At 54.7% G+C, this 18,016-nt stretch carries 17 protein-coding genes; 11 read left to right on the plus strand and 6 right to left on the minus strand.

Annotated elements, in window-relative coordinates:
- The 5 genes from HOLDEFILI_RS01215 to HOLDEFILI_RS01235 form a co-directional block, all read left to right on the plus strand.
- Positions 1–772: PTS mannose/fructose/sorbose/N-acetylgalactosamine transporter subunit IIC (locus HOLDEFILI_RS01215; protein WP_006057501.1), on the plus strand; the 772-nt coding region annotated here is incomplete at its 5' end.
- Entirely contained in the window at positions 772–1,587 is an 816-nt protein-coding gene (locus tag HOLDEFILI_RS01220; RefSeq protein WP_006057502.1) for a PTS system mannose/fructose/sorbose family transporter subunit IID, read from the plus strand. The genes HOLDEFILI_RS01215 and HOLDEFILI_RS01220, both read left to right, overlap by 1 nt.
- Positions 1,588–1,675: 88 nt before the next feature.
- Positions 1,676–2,890, plus strand: coding sequence for an N-acetylglucosamine-6-phosphate deacetylase (locus HOLDEFILI_RS01225; RefSeq protein ID WP_006057503.1), 1,215 nt, complete (start codon positions 1,676–1,678; stop codon positions 2,888–2,890).
- A complete protein-coding gene (locus HOLDEFILI_RS01230; protein WP_006057504.1) occupies positions 2,887–4,062 on the plus strand; it encodes an N-acetylglucosamine-6-phosphate deacetylase in 1,176 nt (391 codons plus the stop codon). Before HOLDEFILI_RS01225 ends, HOLDEFILI_RS01230 begins: the two co-directional genes overlap by 4 nt.
- 15 nt (positions 4,063–4,077) lie before the next feature.
- Positions 4,078–4,854, plus strand: coding sequence for a ChbG/HpnK family deacetylase (locus HOLDEFILI_RS01235; protein ID WP_039863648.1), 777 nt, complete (start codon positions 4,078–4,080; stop codon positions 4,852–4,854).
- Positions 4,855–4,987: 133 nt separating this feature from the next.
- Here HOLDEFILI_RS01235 and HOLDEFILI_RS01240 read toward each other — a convergent pair whose 3' ends face one another.
- Together HOLDEFILI_RS01240 and HOLDEFILI_RS01245 are read right to left on the minus strand one after the other, a co-directional pair.
- Complete coding sequence (locus tag HOLDEFILI_RS01240; RefSeq protein ID WP_006057506.1) at positions 4,988–5,251, minus strand: helix-turn-helix domain-containing protein; 264 nt, start codon at positions 5,249–5,251, stop codon at positions 4,988–4,990.
- Between the two features lie 438 nt (positions 5,252–5,689).
- Positions 5,690–6,823 carry a DUF6348 family protein gene (locus HOLDEFILI_RS01245; protein WP_006057508.1) on the minus strand — a complete coding sequence of 378 codons (1,134 nt, stop codon included), beginning with the start codon at positions 6,821–6,823 and terminating at the stop codon, positions 5,690–5,692.
- Between the two features lie 192 nt (positions 6,824–7,015).
- Here HOLDEFILI_RS01245 and HOLDEFILI_RS01250 point away from each other — a divergent pair, with 192 nt between their 5' ends.
- Both HOLDEFILI_RS01250 and HOLDEFILI_RS01255 read left to right on the plus strand, forming a co-directional pair.
- Complete coding sequence (locus tag HOLDEFILI_RS01250; protein ID WP_039863650.1) at positions 7,016–8,719, plus strand: glycoside hydrolase family 13 protein; 1,704 nt, start codon at positions 7,016–7,018, stop codon at positions 8,717–8,719.
- A complete protein-coding gene (locus HOLDEFILI_RS01255) occupies positions 8,716–9,816 on the plus strand; it encodes an ABC transporter ATP-binding protein (RefSeq protein ID WP_006057510.1) in 1,101 nt (366 codons plus the stop codon). Before HOLDEFILI_RS01250 ends, HOLDEFILI_RS01255 begins: the two co-directional genes overlap by 4 nt.
- A gap of 98 nt (positions 9,817–9,914) precedes the next feature.
- On the opposite strand, the gene HOLDEFILI_RS01260 is transcribed toward HOLDEFILI_RS01255, so the two are convergent.
- Together HOLDEFILI_RS01260 and HOLDEFILI_RS01265 are read right to left on the minus strand one after the other, a co-directional pair.
- The gene (locus HOLDEFILI_RS01260; protein ID WP_006057511.1) at positions 9,915–11,219 is read right to left on the minus strand and encodes an AlbA family DNA-binding domain-containing protein; all 1,305 of its coding nucleotides are present in this window, start codon (positions 11,217–11,219) and stop codon (positions 9,915–9,917) included.
- Between the two features lie 219 nt (positions 11,220–11,438).
- Positions 11,439–11,675 carry a helix-turn-helix domain-containing protein gene (locus HOLDEFILI_RS01265; RefSeq protein ID WP_006057512.1) on the minus strand — a complete coding sequence of 79 codons (237 nt, stop codon included), beginning with the start codon at positions 11,673–11,675 and terminating at the stop codon, positions 11,439–11,441.
- A gap of 280 nt (positions 11,676–11,955) precedes the next feature.
- On the opposite strand from HOLDEFILI_RS01265, the gene HOLDEFILI_RS01270 reads away from it, so the two are divergent.
- Complete coding sequence (locus HOLDEFILI_RS01270; RefSeq protein WP_006057513.1) at positions 11,956–12,447, plus strand: hypothetical protein; 492 nt, start codon at positions 11,956–11,958, stop codon at positions 12,445–12,447.
- Positions 12,448–12,697: 250 nt separating this feature from the next.
- The gene (locus HOLDEFILI_RS01275; RefSeq protein WP_006057514.1) at positions 12,698–13,798 is read left to right on the plus strand and encodes a hypothetical protein; all 1,101 of its coding nucleotides are present in this window, start codon (positions 12,698–12,700) and stop codon (positions 13,796–13,798) included.
- Between the two features lie 198 nt (positions 13,799–13,996).
- Here the strand turns inward: HOLDEFILI_RS01275 and HOLDEFILI_RS01280 are convergent, their stop codons facing one another.
- Both HOLDEFILI_RS01280 and HOLDEFILI_RS01285 read right to left on the minus strand, forming a co-directional pair.
- Complete coding sequence (locus HOLDEFILI_RS01280) at positions 13,997–15,751, minus strand: M3 family oligoendopeptidase (RefSeq protein ID WP_006057515.1); 1,755 nt, start codon at positions 15,749–15,751, stop codon at positions 13,997–13,999.
- A gap of 3 nt (positions 15,752–15,754) precedes the next feature.
- On the minus strand, positions 15,755–16,204 hold the full coding sequence (locus HOLDEFILI_RS01285) for a VanZ family protein (protein WP_006057516.1): 450 nt from the start codon (positions 16,202–16,204) through the stop codon (positions 15,755–15,757).
- 102 nt (positions 16,205–16,306) lie between these two features.
- On the opposite strand from HOLDEFILI_RS01285, the gene HOLDEFILI_RS01290 reads away from it, so the two are divergent.
- Positions 16,307–17,152 (plus strand): YitT family protein, encoded by an 846-nt coding sequence (locus tag HOLDEFILI_RS01290; RefSeq protein WP_039863730.1) that lies wholly within the window; start codon positions 16,307–16,309, stop codon positions 17,150–17,152.
- A gap of 327 nt (positions 17,153–17,479) precedes the next feature.
- On the plus strand, positions 17,480–18,016 hold a 537-nt coding region (locus HOLDEFILI_RS01295; protein ID WP_039863651.1), incomplete at its 3' end, for a cell division ATP-binding protein FtsE.

The following is an 18,016-nucleotide window of genomic DNA, read 5'->3' on the forward strand; positions in this document are numbered from 1 at the left end:
GCTTGCATGGCTGATCGTCAACGGCGTCGACCGCGTGATGTCGTGGCAGACCTTCGCCCGTCCGATCGTGACGGCGGCGATTACCGGCTTGGTTTTAGGCGATCTGACGACCGGCGTGGTCATGGGGGCTTCGCTGGAAGCGATTTTCATGGGGATTTCCGCAATCGGCGGTTCGGTGCCGGCGGATGCGTGTTCGGCTTCGATCATTGCCGTGGCGATGACGATTCTGACCGGCGTTGATACGGAAACCGGCCTGGCGCTGGCGATGCCGATCGGCACGCTGATGGCGACCGTCGGGGAAATGTATAAACCGGTGCTGGCTTCCTTAGCACCGTATTGGGAACATCTGGCGGGAACCGGCAACATCAAGAGCTTCCGCATTCAGACCATTTTGTGCGGTTTGTTCGTCGACCGTCTGCCGCAGACGATCATTCTGTTTCTGGCCGTTGCCTTTGGGGTCGAGGGCTTGCAGAGCGTGATCGGCAACCTGCCGGCGTGGGTGATGAGCGGCCTGTCGGCGGCATCGGGCATGATGACGGGCGTCGGCTTCGCCATTCTGACGTCGATGATCTGGGACAAGGAAATCGGCGGGTTCTTCTTCGTCGGCTTCGTCCTGTCGAAATATCTGGGCTTAGGCCAGCTGCCGATCGCGATCATCATGGCGGTCGTCGCGATCATGTATTTCTACAATGATAAAAAGCTGCTGGACGCCAAGACGGCCAACGCCGCCGCGGCCAGCGCGAACGGGAATAACGAGGAGGATTTCTTCTAATGGCGAAAATGGAATTGTCCGCACAGGAAAAGAAAACGCTGAAATCCATGTTCTGGAATTCCGGACTGGTGTTCTGCGGCTTCAATATGGTTAAGATGGAAGGCAACGCCTTCACCTGCACGATGGCTCCGGCCATCGAGGAGCTTTACAGCGATCCGGAAGAGCGCAAGCAGGCGCTGGTCCGGCATAATAACTTCTTCAACACTCACGCCGTTCTGTTCAGCTTCATCGCCGGTCTGGCCTATGCGTTGGAGCGGGAAAAGGTGACCAAGGGCAGCGTTGACGACGATACGATTGAAAATATCAAGGTCGCGCTGATGGGGCCGACTGCCGGGATCGGCGACGCGTTCTTCTTCAACTGCGTGCGCGTCATCGCCGCGGGCATCGGCATTGGCTTATGCGCCGAAGGCAATCTGCTGGGTGTGCTGATCTTCGTGCTGCTTTATGGCGGTTCGCAGGTCGTCGCGCGTTGGTATCTGTTGAAAATCGGCTATACGATGGGCACTTCGTTCATCGACTCGATCTTCTCCTCCGGGTTAATGACATCACTGACCAAATCGGCAGCCATCTTGGGCTTAAGCATGGTCGGCGCGATGGTCGCTTCGATGGTGAACGTCAAGCTGGCCTGGACGATTCAGGTCGGTCAGACCTCGGTTGTCGTCCTCGACGTCGTCAACTCGATTATGCCGGGGATCTTGTCGGTCGCACTGGTCTTCGGCCTGGTCGCATTAATTAAAAAGGGCGTACGTCCGGTGACGCTGGTTCTGGGAATTCTCGTTCTCAGCGTGGCGCTGGCGTTCTTCGGAATCTTCTAAGGAAAGAAGGAAGGGCTGCCAGCGCAGCCCTTTGTGTTTTCTTCTTCCATTTAATCAAGGCTCAATAAATCATAATAAAGGAGAAATAATGAAAACCATCTTAAAAAGTGAACGCATTCTCTGGAACGGTCAGTGGCAGTCCGGCGCGATGATCATTGAAGCAGGCAAGCTTACCGGCTTCACGCAGGATCCGCAGCTTCTGGCCGAAGCGGTGGATTACGGTAATCAGCGGATTATCCCGGGCATCTTCGACACCCACAATCATGGCACGCACGGCTACGGCTTATCCGGACAGGTCAGCGCGGATCCGCAGGTGCAGAAACCGATCGTCCGGCATTATCTGAAGGCTTTGGGTTCCCAGGGCGTCACCAGCATTTTCCCAACCTGCGCGGTTTCCATGATCCGCAGCGTCAGCGAAGTGGCGGACGAGGACAACGAAGGCGCAGATATCGTCGGTATCCACAGCGAAGGTCCATGGCTGAACCGGGTCGGGGAAAAAGGGATCCGCACCGGCTGGCCGGAGGTATCGCTGGCCACGGCGAAGCAGATGGTCGCCGATGGTCAGGGCAAATTGAAGCTGGTCGCGCTGGCACCGGAAATTCCGGGCATCGATCCGATCATCGACTATTTCCTGTCCGAAGGCGTGACGCTGGCCTATGCTCACAGCGACTGCACGTATGACGAAGCGATGGCGGCGTATGCCCGGGGCCTCAGCGTCGCGACGCATACCGGCAACGTCATGACCGGGCTGCATCATCGTGATATCGGCGGTCTGGGCGCGGCCTTAAATAATGAGAACGTCGAGTGTGAAGTCATCTGCGACGGGCTGCATATCAGTCTGGAAATGCTGAAGCTGTACTTCAAGCTGAAGGATCCGTCGCGGTTTATGATGATCTCCGATTGTTCCGGCATGGCCGGAGCGCCGGTCGGTCAGTACAAGGGCTGGCATCCGGGCATGATCATTTCGATTACGCCGGAGGGCTTCTGCCTGAGTGATACCGGCCGCCTGTGCGGCAGCTCCAAGCCGGTGCTTTACGGCATTGGCAACCTGGTGGAAAAGCTGGGCATGCCGATGAGCACGGTCAGCCGCATGGCGTCGCTCAACCCGGCGAAGAAGTATGGACTGGCAGACCGCAAGGGTTCACTGGAGGTCGGCAAGGACGCTGACTGCGTCGTCATCACCGACGATTATCAGGCAGTGGCCACGTATGTGCGCGGCCGCAAGGTGTATGACTGCCAGACCGATACCGATCTGTTTAACCCGGAATTCTACCGCGAGATGCGGATTGAGGAAAACGCATGAGAACCGTACTGCGCTCGCGCCGGATCGTCACGGAGCAGGGCATCGTTGACGGTGTCATCGAGATTGAAGACGGTAAGATCGTGCGGATTGGTCCGGCGGCGGGACCGGCAGATCTTGATTTTGAAGACCAGCGGATCATCCCGGGCATCATTGATATTCATAACCACGGCTTCGGCGGCTGGTCGATGACCGATCCGGCGAAGGAGAAAGACGTGAAGGGATTTGCCAAGGCGGTGGCGTCAGTTGGGGTGACCGGCGTGCTGCCGACCGCCAAGGAAGAAGCGTTTGAAGCCATTGCCGACTGTACCGGACAGCCGCTGGACGGCGCGCGGATTTACGGCGTGCATTCTGAAGGCCCGTTCTGGGCGCGCGGCGGCGAGAATACGGTTGGTGAGGATTATCCGCTGCCGGACGTCGCGGAAGCCCGGCGCTTGATCGACAAGGCCAAAGGCAAGATGGTCATGATGGCGATCGCGCCGGAGCTGCCGAAGGCCTACGACGTCATCCGGCTGCTTCATCAAAAGGAAATTCTGGTCGCGTCCGCGCACACGAAAGCCTATGCCGAGGATATCCGCAAAGCGATGGACGAGGTCGGCCTGGATATCGTCACGCACCTGGGCAACGGGATGCGCGGCATTCATCACCGCAACGTCGGGGCGTTGGGCCAGTATTTGTTGGAAGACAATCTGCGCTACGAACTGATCACCGACCTGAATCATGTCTGCAAGGAAATGATCCAGATCTGCCTGCGGATGCAGTCGGTCGAGAAGTTCTGCCTGATTTCGGATTCCAATTATATCGCTGGTCTGCCGACCGGACATTACATGCGCTATAACAAAGAGATGATCGCCGATGAAAAAGGGTTGATTCTCGATCTGCACGGCCGGATCTGCGGCAGCGGCAAGTGGGTGCTGTATAATATCGGACAGCTGGTTAACATCGTCGGCGTATCGCTGGAGGACGCGGTGCAGATGGCGTCGTTCAATCCTGCCCGCTTCCTGAAGATCGATCAGGTCACAGGCTCGCTGGCGGAGGGCAAAAACGCCGATCTGGCGGTCATCACCGATGACTATGAATGCGTGCTGACGATGGTCGAAGGCCGGATTGTTTATGACCGTGCGAAGGACACTTCGGTGTTCAATCTGGAAGCGATGAAGCGCAAGATCGCTTAAAAAGGGATGACGCGCATGAAACGTTGTCTTGTGAAGGCTGACGATTACGGATTTACCGAAGCGATCAGTCTGGGAATTTTAAAAGCGTACCGCGAAGGGATTGTACGCAGCACCGGCGTGATGGTCAACATGCCGGCGGCGCCGGCCGCTTTGGGCTGGCTGCGCGAAGCCGAGGGCTTATGCCTGGGGCTGCATATCAACATCGTCGTCGGAAAACCGGCTGCCGATCCGGCGCTGATTCCAAATCTGATCGACGAGCAGGGCGTTTTCCACAGCTCTAAAAAGTACCGGGCAGAACTGGCCGCAGGCAGGGATCCGATTCCCGATCTGGATCAGGCGGTCGCAGAGGTGGAAGCGCAGATCCGCAGGTTTATCGCGCTGACGGGCCGTCGTCCGGAGTATCTGGAAGGTCACGCGGTTCGTTCGCCACATCTGCTGGAAGCGATGGCGCTGTTGGCAAAGCGGTACGATCTGCCGCATCTGTCTTACCTGGAAAACTGCGATCATCGGCTGACGGAACGGCCGCAGCGGGCCGCTTCCATCTATCCGTTTTATGATCAGGGAGTAGAGCCGGCGGCGTATTTTACCGAAGATCTCGGCGGGATTGCGGAGCTGCCGCTGTCGCTGGTGACGCTGCATCCCGGCTATCTCGACCGTGAAATTTACCGGATGTCCTCGTTTACCGACGTGCGGATCAAAGATCTGGAAGCGGCGACGGCCCCGGAAGTGAAGGCCTGGTTTGCGAAAAAGGACATCGCGCTGATTTCTTTCCGCGATATCACCCAATATTAAGAAGAAAACGGCTTCGCAGGAAGCCGTTTTCTTATGGTGGGAGATCGCAGGACTTAGGAGATCGAGGGCGGCGCAGGATCGTGGGCGGAGATTTCCGATGAACCGAAGGATCAGAGCGAAGACCGCCGTGACCTTATTCGTGGAAAAGCGCGGCAATTTCAGGCCGGATTTGTCTGTGTTTCATCCCGTCGCCCGCCAGTTCATCTAATGAAACATCCAAAGTATCGGCAATGCTTTTGATTTTTGGAAATCCAAGCTTGGTACGGGCATTTTCCGCATTGCTGAGATGCTGGATGGATAGGCCGACCACCTCAGCCAGCTGTTCCTGGGTCAGCTTCCGGTATTTGCGGAGAATCCGGATACGTCGGCCTAAGAGAACATAATTGACATCATTCATAACTATTCACTTCCTTCGCGAATATTGTAGCGGGAATTGAACAAAAAGGTAATAAACTGGATGAATAAATTCCGCTTTTCTATTCGATTTTTTTCTTCTTTTCTCCATTTTTATGTTACTTTTTTAAAACGTTACAATCTGCGGTTTAATTGAACTGTGAAATAGATGAGTTGTTGGTTTTAAACAACGGTGTAATTTTATAAATGCAATAATTATTTTGTTAATCTGTATTGAAAAATCCCTTTATTAAAATAAAGGTAAAAATTAATTGAATTAATTATTGGATGATGGATAAAATGCGATCCACAAGAATATCATGAAAAATAAAGAAATCATGCGATTAATTGAATAAAGAATCGTAGAGAGAATATGAAAATTAAAGCGGCTGTTTTTAGACAAAAAAAGCCCGCCGGATCGCGGACGGGCTGAACGGGGGATTTAAAACAGCTGAAAGTCATCAGAGGCGTGGAACTGCAGGGCGGCAGTCCGGCCGTTCAGGTCTGCTCCGTCCTGCTTCAGCTGACAGACCAGGGCATACAGCGAGCTGAGTCCGATCAGCTGCCGGAACAGATCGTTGTCAAATTCCTCACTGCTGAATCCCGCGTAGACCGCTTCCTTCATCCAGGCATAGGCGGTCAGCTGGAAAAGTGTGACGGGAATCACCTGATTTTTGCAATACAGCGTCAGCTGTTCGTCGACGATCAATTCAGAAAAGGCGTTTTCCGCGCAGATTTCCGGCAGAAAGAACCGGAACAGCTCAGCCAGGGAGGCATCGTTGAGATCCCGGCTCAGGATTTCTACATAGCGTCCCAGCTTTTCAGCCGTGTCGCAGGCCTGAAACAGCCGCATTGCTTTGGCAGTCGCTTCCGTGATCTGATCCTTGGTATAAGGGAAAACGGCAGAATGCTCAGGATCCTGTTCTAATATAAAGATTTGCTTGCGGGAAACGAACTGCGTATTGTCCCACTTTTCCACAATCCGGGCCAGCGCTTCGCTTAAAAAACGGCAGACAACGTCATTGACGCGGCATTCCGCCGTGACGCTGCCGTCGGCCTGACGCGCGCCATAGATCTTGATGAACGTGATCTTCCGGCTGCCGAGTACCCGCGGCAGCTGGCTTTTCAAGGCGTTCCAGAAATCCAGTTGGTGATCGCCGGACAGCGGCTGGCCCATGCCGACGATTTCACTCTGGATGCAGTTCCATTTCCGTTCTTTCCCGCCGAACTCGCTGGTCAGCTGCAGGACGGATTCTCCCCGCATCAGGGTAATCACCGCCGCCATCATGCCGAACAAAAAGCTGGCGGCCGCCGCGCCGATCGCCTGATCCGGATCCTGTCCCGCTCCTGCGCAGCATTCCACGACCGGTTCGTCAAACCGCGGACATTCAATTGTAAATGTACAGACAGCCATGACCCGCTCGTCCAGGGCATCGACGCGGGCGGATACCCGCAGGTCCCAGCGCTCAAATACGAGCTGTCCGTTCTGGATCTCGTTGTTCTCCATCGTCTTGCAGACAGTGCTCAGCTGCTGAAGCAGGCGGGCGTTTTCTCTTTCAAATGATTGATTTTTCATGAATTCACTCCTCAACCTTTTTATTGTAGCGCCCCAACCGGAATTTCCGCAAGGAAAAACCGGGTTTTCTTGAAGTTGGCGGGAATTATTTTTATAATGAAGAAAGAACTTGAGCGGACAGGATCCAGGCCCTGGCGGATCCGCAGAGGGAAACTGGAAAAAACAGCGGGATCAGCGCAAAGGAGGAGCGGGATGGAAAAGACGTGGTGGAAGGAAGCGGTCGGCTATCAGATTCTGCCGAAGACGTTTTATGACAGCAATCATGACGGGATCGGCGATCTACGCGGCATCATCACCAAGCTGGATTATCTAAAGGCGCTGGGCGTGACGTTGTTGTGGATTGGTCCGTTTTACGCGTCGCCGATGGATGATAACGGCTATGACGTCAGCGATTTTCTGGACGTCAACCCGATGTTCGGAACCCTGGCGGACGTGCGGGAGCTGATCGCTCAGGCGCACCGGCGGGGGCTGCGGATTATTCTGGACCTGATTTTAAACCACACCTCGGACGAACATCCGTGGTTTATTGAGGCCCGCGCGCATCCGGACAGTCCGGAACATGCTTTCTATATCTGGAAAGAGCCGCGCTATGATGCCGCAGGACGTCCTCAGCCGCCAACCAACTGGGCGAGTTTCTTCGCTGATTCCGCCTGGGCCTATGACGAGCAAGCAGGCCAGTATTACATGAAGATCTTTTCACGGAAAATGCCGGATCTGAACTGGGCGAATCCGATCCTGCGGCAGCGTATGGAGGCAATCGCTCGGCAATGGCTGGATATGGGAATCGACGGTTTCCGCGTCGACGCGGTAGCGCATTTAGCCCGCGATCCTGAATTTCAGGACAGCGAACTGCCGGTGAACGCGCAGGGGCTGGCTGCGGACTGGTCGAAGTTCTCCAATCTGCCGGCGCTGTTTGATTACCTACAGGAGTTTAAACAGACGGTCCTGGCGGGCCGGGACTGTCTGACGATCGGCGAAGTCGGGGGCGGCGCGAGTCCGCAGATGGCGCTGAATTACGCCGACAAGGAAACCGGAGCCTTCAACATGGTGTTTACGTTTGATCACTGCTGGTGCAACGGTTTGGAAGGCAAGGAGATCATCACCGAGGCGGACCGGCACGTCGACGTCCGCCAGCTGAAACAGGTGTTCGCACGCTGGTACGACGGGCTGGGGGAACGGGCCTGGCCGGCGGTTTACTGGATGAATCACGACCTGCCGCGGGTGGTCAGCCAGTACGGCGAGCCGATCCGCTATCACCGCGAGTCGGCTTCGATGCTGGAAGCGGCGCTGTTGTTGATGAAGGGGACGCCGTTTCTTTACAACGGCGAGGAGATCGGCATGACTAACGTCGATTATTCAAGTCTCGAGGATTTCCACGACGTATGGGTCGCCAATTACGTAAAAGAAGCCCGCTCCCGGTTGAGCGAGGAACAGATCCTGGAATATGAACGGCGAACCTCACGGGTTAACGCGCGCACGCCGATGCAGTGGAGCGCGGAGGCGTATGCCGGGTTTTCCACCGTCGAACCCGCGGAGAAAGTGATCGGCAATTATCGGAAAATCAACGTCGCCGCCCAGCAGGCCGATCCCTATTCTGTGCTGAATCTGACGCGGCGGTTAATCCAGCTGCGCTTAAGCGCGGTGGGCAAACGGCTGTTTGTGTACGGCGGGTTTGAGTTCGTCGAGCCGGAGCATCCGGATTTGTTTATGTACCGCCGGTTCACCGCTGCGGAAGAAGCCTGGGTTGTATGCAACTTCCGTGGAGAGACGATTCCGTTTTCCTTGCCGGAAGAGCGGGGCGAATGCGTCTTTGATAATTATGCCGAACCTGGTTTTGCCGGGGCACTGCGGCCGTATGAAGCGCGCGTCTGGCTGCGGCGGGAGGATTCCAGATGAACATGCTGGAATTAACCGCAATCTCCAAGCAGTATCCCGGCGGCGTGCAGGCGGTAGATCAGGTCAGCCTGACGCTGAAAGAGGGGGAGCTGGGCGTGCTGGTCGGACCTTCCGGCTGCGGGAAAACGACGACGCTGCGGATGATCGCGGGACTGGAAACGCCCGATGAGGGAACGATCCGGATCCGGGGTCAGGCGGTTGAAGGACAGCGGCCGCAGGATCGGGACGTGGCGATGATGTTTCAATCCAGCGCGCTGTTTCCGTGGCTGAGCGTCGCGGAGAATCTGGCGTTCGGCCTGGCGAAGAAGAACCTTGACCGCCATGGGCGTCAATCGCAGATCGAAGCGATCGCCCGGCAGCTGCAGCTGGAAGATTTGCTTGAGCGCAAGGCCCGCACGCTTTCCGGCGGCCAGCGGCAGCGGGTTGCACTGGGCCGGGCGCTGCTTAAGGAAGCGGCGGTGCTGTTGATGGATGAACCGCTCAGCTCATTGGACCGGCAGCTGCGCTTACAGCTGCAGGATGAAATTCTGCGGTTATGCCGGCAGCGCGGCCAGACGGCGCTGTTGGTGACGCATGATCAAAGCGAGGCGCTGAACCTCGCGGACCGGTTAGTCGTGATGAATCAGGGCCGGATCGAACAGAACGATATCCCGCAGCGGATCGTCGCCCAGCCCGCCACTCTGTTTGCGGCGCAGTTTATCGGCGAACGTCCGATCAATCTGTGGACAGTCCGCAGCGCTGCTCCTCAATCGATCTTTCAGCCTTCGCGGATAGTCTGGCCGTACGGCGCAGACACTGTGGTGATCGGCGTGCGTCCCCAACAGCTGCGGGCCAGGAGAATGGACTCTGCTTCGGGATCTGAGGAAGCAGCGGCGCTGATGGGGGAAGCGGTGATCGAACAATTTCACTGGACCGGGGCACAGCGCTTTGGTTCGGGCAGGCTGGGCGGAAGTCTGGTGGAATTCAGTCTGCCGGAAGGCATGAACAGTCAGATCGGTGACCGGGTCGTTCTGAGCGCTGAGGCATCCGCGCTGCACTTTTTTGATCCGGAAACCGGACGGCGGTTATCGTGTGCGGCCATTCCCGTTTCAGAGTGAAGCTCACTTTGACCTGAGTGAAGCGCAGTGATGAAAAGATGAAAAAACGAGTCTTCCCGTAAGGAGAGGACTCGTTTTCTACAGCGTGAGTTGGAAGATCAGGCTTTTAACCGGTAGCGCTGCCCGGCAGGATCCAGTTCAATCAGATCCTGTTCCAACAGCTGCTGCAGGAGCGTTTCGGTTTGGCCTTTTGTCAGTCTGAGCTGGGTCTCAAGTTGGTCCGCGGAGATCTCAATCTTTGTCGTGATCAGATCCAGCACGCGCTGCTGCAGCGTCTGACGTTTCTGAATCTTGCGGGAAACCGGCAGCCGGAACAACACTTCGCGGCGCTGCGGCTCAGCGGTCAACTCGGGTGCGCACCAGCCTTTCTGCTTCCAGATCGCTTCGATCCGCAAAAGTCCGGTTCCGCGGCCGTCGGCCGCTTTGATCAAATGAAACATCTGATAGAGAACCGGGTTGGCCGGCAGAGCCCGGCGGTTCAGCTGACCGCGGTTGACGACCTGAACCTCTTGCGGATTGGCGCGGATTTCAATCTGCGGATGATCCTGATAGTCGGCATGCGCCAGCGCGTTGACTAACGCTTCGTTGATCGCCCAGGCGACCTCCTGCGGGTGTTGGCTTTGCAGCTGCCGACGGGCAGAAAAATAAAAGTCGCAGGCATTTTCTTCACGCCGGCCGGTTTCCAGATGATTGCTTAGCTCAAGACCGGGGAAGACGCGGGCTAAGGCTTCTTCCCGGCCGAACATCAACAAGCCGGCTGAGGTCGGATGCAGACTGCCGTCCATTGCGAAATAAACCGCGTTGATCTGAAGCAGAAAGCTTAACTCAGCTATCGCATTCCAGACCGAACCGGGATTCGCCCGCAGGAAGCTTTGGCGGTAGGCGTGGATGGAAGCCGGTTTGAGATCGTCCAGCGTGGCGGAAATAACCGGCGCCCCATCCGGCAGCTCCCGGAACCGGTTTTGCATCATGATCTGAACCTCGCTGATCTGACACCGGTAATCACCTTCCCCACCCCGCCGGTAGGTTCCGGAAAAAGGCGACGAGCCCAGAAACACCGGTTTCTGACAAGCCAGCGCGCGCGGGACTTCGATCAGGACAATCGGATGATTCTGGGCGGTGACAATCTGAACCTGATCGCGCTGAAGCAAATTGACGCTGACCAGCTCCGGATTGGCGGCAATCTGCCAGAACTGGTCGCACAGCGTTTGCGGATCCGGCAGCGGCACGGCCTGAAAGTGTTTGTCCGGCGTTTCGATCACGCCCAAAAGCAGCGCTCCGCCGACGGTGTTGGCGAAAGCGGAATATGTTTCCCACAGACTGTGCGGCATTCCGCCCTGCGCCCGTTTCGCTTCCAGCCGGTTGTTTTCCTGATATCGGGCCAGCTGCGCCAGTTCGATCATGAACGATCCCGCCTTTCTTTTCTATCTTTACTGTAGTCTATTCCCGGCCGGATTTCCAGTATTCCTTTTATTTTTGCGTTCCCGCAAAGATCGAACGTTCCATCGGCGGATCTTCCGAACCGGTAAGGAAGACCATACCAAGAAAACAGCTGAATAAAGAAAAAAACGGCCGGGAGAGCGACGCTTTTGCCCGCGTTTCCAGCCGTTTACCTGCCTAGTTTATATTTCTTTGTTTTCCCGGTCGTCATCCGCCGGCGGATCCGGGATGTATTCCATGATATCCTCAACCCGGCAGCCCAGCGCCTGACATAAGAGATCCACCGTCGTCGTTTTAACAACGGCGTTCTTTTTCATTCGGACAAACTGGGATTTACTGATGCCGTAAACCTGGGTCAGCTTGTAACAGGACACACCTCTTTCGGCTAATGTTTTCCACAATCTGTCGTAAATGATCATCGTCGGAACACCCCTTTGCACCTTTGCATTTTATCGTGAAAGCGATATAATTTATAGGTATCATATGAGATACCTATTCTATAATCTGAACAAGGGTGCTGGCTGATATTCAAAAAAAGAAAGCTGCAGGGAAGAAAATATTGTAAGAGGCAGGGACAAACTGAAATAAGGATGGAAGCGTGATGGAAACTGTGATAAAATTAACTCAAAAGAACTATATCACAGGAAACGCTGGAAATCCATCCGGTTGTTTCGTTTTGATGATCAAAGAGGATAAACAATGACGCAAAAAGAAAAAAAGACGATGCCGGTCAAGCTTGCTCAAGAGCTGAATTCCCGGCAATGCGCAGATTTGGTGAAAGCGCTGGATGAAATCAGCGATTTGAATTTATTGAATTACGTTTTGACCGACGTCCGGAGGAAGCGGCAGCTTCTGATCCGGAAAAGCGCCTGGCTTAAGCGGAGAAACCGGCCGGAAGCGGCGGAGTTTACGGAACTGACAAGCCGTTTGGAGAGGGTCGAAAAGATATTGGAAGCAAAAGCCGATCAACAGGAAAAGAATGCGGCGGCGAGGGCGATTTGCCTGAAATTCAAGCAGCGGTGCGATGAAAAAGGAATTCGCTTTGACGATCTCTGCAGCCGCTCTTATTTCAGCCCGGAGGATTTAAGCATGATCGAACAGGGCGTTTATTCGTTGCTTGACACCCTCGATATCGAACATCTGATTGAACTGGCAGGCTTAAGCTCGCTGGCAGAGCTGATGCGGGAATAAAACATTCTGGAAAGCCTTGCGGATCAGACCTGACTTTTCTGTGAAAGACGGCGAAGGTTTACCCACTTTGCCGGATGTTGAATAAAAAAATCTGTTAAAATAAAAATAAGGAATTTCTCAGCGATGACCGGTTCAAAGCAGAAAAAATCATAAAATCGGGAACATCAGGGCCGGTACTCAAGAAGTAAGAAAAATGTCGAAGATGATTGTTGGGACTTAAAGAATAACATTGGAATGGAAGACAAGGATCATGTTGAAAAAATTTTGGGAATGGATCCGGCGTTTATTCGCCGCACCGCCGGAGAAAACAGATCAAGCGTTATCAACAGAGAAACGCCGGGCCTGGTTTGAACAATGCGAACCGGGTTTTTTGGTCTGGGCGCGGATGCCGCTGCCGGAAGAGGAACTGGCAAAAGTGGAACCGGCGCACCAGATCCGTCCCTATCTGATTCTGGCGAAGACGGAAACCGAGCTGACCGTGAAGGCTTGTTCGTCCAGTCCGTATTCCGGGCTGCGGGAATATCAGATGGTGACGCTGGCCAAGGATCATCCGCTGACGAAACAGACTTATATCGACTTAAAGCATAACGTGACACTGACCGCGGAACGGCTTCAAAGTAAACCGATTCCCGTGGAGTGGCTGGATCTGCGCCGGATTCAGAAACATCTTGTGCTGATCTCTCAGCTGGATCATATTTATCATCCCTATCTTTCCGTGGGGCTGCTTTGGGAAAAGGGGGATATCCTGGAAATCGATCACACGCTCTGGTATATGCAGGAGTTTATTCCCGGAAGACTGCGGTTAATCCGGCTTTATCACCAATACCGCGCATATATGGAGGATGCGGGATGGAATCTGTTTTTCTGCGGTCACCGCGGTTATTTTGCCGACTTTGCCCATCCCGTCGTCTTCCAGGGGAAAACGCGGCTGGAATTAGTCCAGCGCGCCGCCGATCATGAAATCGCATATGTGGATTATTGCGTGGAACAGGGGAAGGCGTTGGCGTTTAAATGGGTGCCGGGTTACATCGTGAAGCGGGAGGATGAAACGTATATCGTCCTGTCCAGGTTAGAACGCGGCTGGTTCTGCCTGGAATGGCACCGCAGCCGGAAGAAGTGGCGGACACGGTGTGTCCGGGATTTCAACGGGATGGAGTGCGTGGGAAAAGTCCGCCGGCTGAAACTGCGGACGTTGATCGCGTCGTTGATGAATTTGGGAATCTTATTGTTGGAAGAACTGGATCCGGATCTCATTGACTATCTGGGCGGACAGGAGCTGGATTGGGAAACGTTAAGACGGGAAGCAGGGACGCAGGTGCTGATCAAAGGGATTAACCGGGCCGCCGCATGAACCTTTTTCGTTAAGCTGATCCATGAAATCTGGCATCAATCCGACTTGAAGATGTATAGGCATTCATCATACTATGAAGCTAAAAAGAAAAATCCGTTTCTTGCCTAATCTGCATTGGGAAAAGGAACGGATTTTCTTGTTAAAGAGGATCGCAGCGGAGTTCCGCATGATTCAGTGAGAAAGACTGCGGATTCGATGTTACTTGGCAGACAGGGCGATGAATTCGTCGATCATGGTTTCCACAATCGCCAGAGAATCGCGCCAGAAATCCGGCTGGGTAATGTCGATGCCTGCCATCGCCGCCACGTCCTCGACGCTGCTGACGGTCGTCGCTTCCAACAGTCGGTTGTACTTATCGACAAAGGCCGGGCCTTCCTTCTGATACTGCGCGTACAGACCCTTGGCAAACAGGCAGCCGAAGGCGTATGGGAAATTGTAGAAGTTTAAGCCGGCGTCGTAATAGTGACTCTTGCAGATCCACATATACGGATGCAGCTGGTTGTGATCCAAACCCGTGCCGTAGGCTTTCTTCTGCGCCCGCAGCATGATGTCTTCCAGATCGTCGCTGAACAGGAAGCCGTCCTTGCGCTTTTCCACAACCTCGGTCTCAAACAGATAGCGGGAGTAGATATCACAGATGACCTGCGTCACGTCCTGCAGCGTGCTTTCGATCAACATCATCTTTTCTTCGTCGCTGGCGGCGTCGCGGATCGCGGCGTTCATGATGACCGTTTCGTTAAAGGTTGAGGCGGTTTCCGCAACCGGCATCGAATAGCGGGTGTTCAGCGGACTGTGGTTTTCAATCCGGTGGCCGTGATAGGCGTGACCCAGCTCGTGCGCCAGCGTGACAACGTCGCTGAGCGAACCGTCAAAGTTGGTCAGCACGCGGCTCTGCTTCAGCATCGGCAGGTTGCAGCAGAAAGCGCCGCCGACCTTGCCCTTGCGCGGGAAGAAATCGATCCATTCTTCGTCGAAGGCGCGCTCGATGATCCCGGCGACGTCCTTGGAGAACGGCGTGAAGTTCTGGATCAGATAGGCTTTCGCTTCATCGGTGGTGAAGGTACGGGTGCTCTTGCCCATCAAAGCGAACAGTTCGTAAAACGGCAGGCCGTCGGTATAGCCGAGCAGTTCTGCTTTGTGACGCAGATAAGCGTGGAAGCGCGGCAGTGCTTCGTCAATCGCCGTGAACATCGCGTCCAGCGTTTCTTTCCGCATGCGGGAATTGAACAGCGTCATGTCCAGGACGGAATCGAAGTGACGCAGCTCGCTGACGGTGTTCGCTTCGCCCTTGATCGAATTCAGCGCGAAGCAGACGGCGTCCTTAATTTTATCATAAGCTTTTAATTCCGCTTCATAGGCTTTTTTACGAACGGTTGGATCGGTGCTGTAAGCGAGGTTGCGGATCGAGGATAACGTGTAATCCTGACCGTCCATCGTGACGGCGACCGTCGAGGTCATATATTCCTGCAGCTGTGCCCAGGCGTTGGAACCGTTCAGCTCCATCTTTCCGATCGCGTCCTCGACCTCGTCGCTTAACGTATGCGCGGCATGGCTGCGGATTTCCTGCAGCCAAAAGGCATGCTGCTGAAACAGCGGGTCGCCGGGGATCAGCGCGTCCAGATCCTGCGCCGCGATCCATTTCTGGAAGCGGGTTGAAGCCAGCGCCGACTGGCTGGTCTTGATCTGAAAGCGGGAATTCATGGAAACGGTTTGCTGATCGGCGGTGTTGGCGGACTGGCGCAGCGAGAGATATGCGCCCAGCCGGCGGGTCAGCGTCTGATAGGCGGACAGCTGTTCAATGATCGCTTTCAGCGTCGAGTGCGGATCGCGCTGCCCGAGGCTTTCCGCCAGCGCGTTCATCGCGTTGATGTGGGTGTCTAAGGCGGCGAAATCCTGTTGGAAGGCTTCGCTGTCGTAGCCGGTGTAGAGATCGTTCAAATTCCATTCTTTCATCCGTTAATCCTCCTGTTTTTTCTGATGTCCTATAATTCCGAGCAAGACGATCGCCAGGAACATGCCGACGGCCATGCCCGCGCTGTCGATCAGCATATCCCGCAGTTCGCAGCTGCGGCCGGCGGAAAACCGCTGCAGATTCTCATCCAGAACCGGGATGATGAAAAACGGCAGCAGCGCCGCTTTGCTTTTCATCCATGACCAGGGCTGAAGCCGGTAGGCGGCGGCGATCAGGCAGCCCAACAAAGCATATTCGCTGAAGTGCGCCAGCTTGCGGATCACGAAGTTTAAAAAATCCGTTTCCGGATGCAGGCCGACGGTATTCAATACCGGCCGGACCCATTCGCTGACCGTCAGGCTCATGCCGTTGGACGTGCCGGCGGAAGCAGCGGAATTGGAAAAAATAAAAATCACCATCAAAGCGACAAGCAGCCAACAACTTTTCTTTTTCATCCTCTGCTCCTTTCTGACTTCCTGTATTATAAACCAAGTTTTCCGGTAAAGAAAGAACCATGATATAATGAAGCGGCAGTGAAGGAGGAATCGCTTTTGGAAATGAAGAAAATGGTCCGGGACCTGCCCTGGGTTCTGATCGGCAATTTTATGCTCGCGCTGGCCGTCGCGATGTTTATCTTACCCTATAATATTCTTTCAGGCGGCGTCGCCGGGATCGCGGTCGCGTTGCAGCCGGTATTTCATATTGAACCGACGCTGATGGTTAATGCTCTGGTGCTGGGCATGTTCGTGCTGGGCACCTTGTTTCTGGGGAAAAGCTTTGCCGTCAAGACGGTGATCAGCTCGCTGGTGTATCCGGTCTATCTGACGATCATCACACCGTTTGTTCCGCTGCTGCAGCTGGATCCGATCCTGGCGTCGCTTTACGGCGGACTGCTGGCGGGCGTCGGCATCGGGCTGGTGCTGCGGACAGGTGCGAGTACCGGAGGGATGGACATTCCGCCGTTAATTGTCAACAAATATACCGGGATTAAGATTTCAACACTGGTGTTGATCACCGACGCGCTGACGGTCGGACTGGGCCTGTTCACTTATGGTCTGGAAGCGGTGCTGATCGGTTTTATCTCCGTCTGGGGCACTTCGTTTGGGATTGACAAGATGCTGACGCTGGGCGGCGGCAACGCGAAGGCTGTGCAAATCATTTCGGAGGCGCACGCGCAGATCAACGCTGCGATCCAGTCGGAGCTGGACCGGGGAACGACGCTGAGTGACGCGACGGGCGGTTATACCGGCGCACCCCGCAAGGTGATTCTGGTCGTTGTGGAAAAGAAGGAATATCCGAAGCTGCTGGAGCTGGTCAACCGGATCGACGAAAACGCCTTTATGATCACCAGCGATGCAACCGACGTGCATGGGGAAGGCTTCACGCTGGAATTCAAGGTTTAGGAAAGCGCTCAAAGCTCAGGCATAAGCCGGTCATGGGATTGCCGGATCGCCTAAAAGAAAAGGAAAACGTATCGGAATCACGAAAGTCTGGCTAAAAATAAAAAAAGGAAACAAGCGGCGCAGAAAGGAATACGCGCCGTTTTTGCGTTCTTGCGGATTCCAATCGACTTTTTTTCCGGTTTAAGCAACCCCGGCTTAACCGGACAATGTGTGAACCTGGAATAAAGTCTTATTGAACAGCGGTTAAAATGTAAGAAATCCAAAACATTTTTATTCTATATGGAAAGATTAACCCATGATATAATAAGAACAAATGAGGTACGGAAAATGCTGGAATTAAAACACATCGCAAAAACATATAAAAATGGGGTCAACGCCCTTTACAATATTAACTTGAAGATTGATCAGGGGGAGTTTGTCTATATTATCGGGCCGACCGGCTCAGGCAAATCGACGTTGATCAAGCTGCTGGACGGTGAGGAGATCCCGACCAAAGGCAAGGTTGAGGTAGCGGGGATTAATGTCGGGAAGCTGAAGCATTCCAAAGTGCCGCTGTACCGCCGCAATATCGGCGTCGTGTTTCAGGACTTCCGCTTGCTGGAGCGGAAAACGGTCTTTGAGAACATCGCGTTCGCGCTGGAGGTCATCAACGTGCCGAAGGAAAGAATCCGCAAGCGGGTGCGTGAGGTCATGAATTTAGTCGGCCTGGACGACAAGGGTAATTCATTTCCGCAGGAACTTTCCGGCGGGCAGCAGCAGCGGGTGGCGATCGCCCGCGCGATTGCGAACAAACCGAAGCTGTTGATCGCGGACGAACCGACCGGCAATCTCGATCCGCAGAAGTCGGATGAGATCATGACGTTA

This window comes from Holdemania filiformis DSM 12042, from assembly GCF_000157995.1.
In the GTDB taxonomy this organism is placed as follows: Bacteria; Bacillota_I; Bacilli_A; order Erysipelotrichales; family Erysipelotrichaceae; genus Holdemania; species Holdemania filiformis.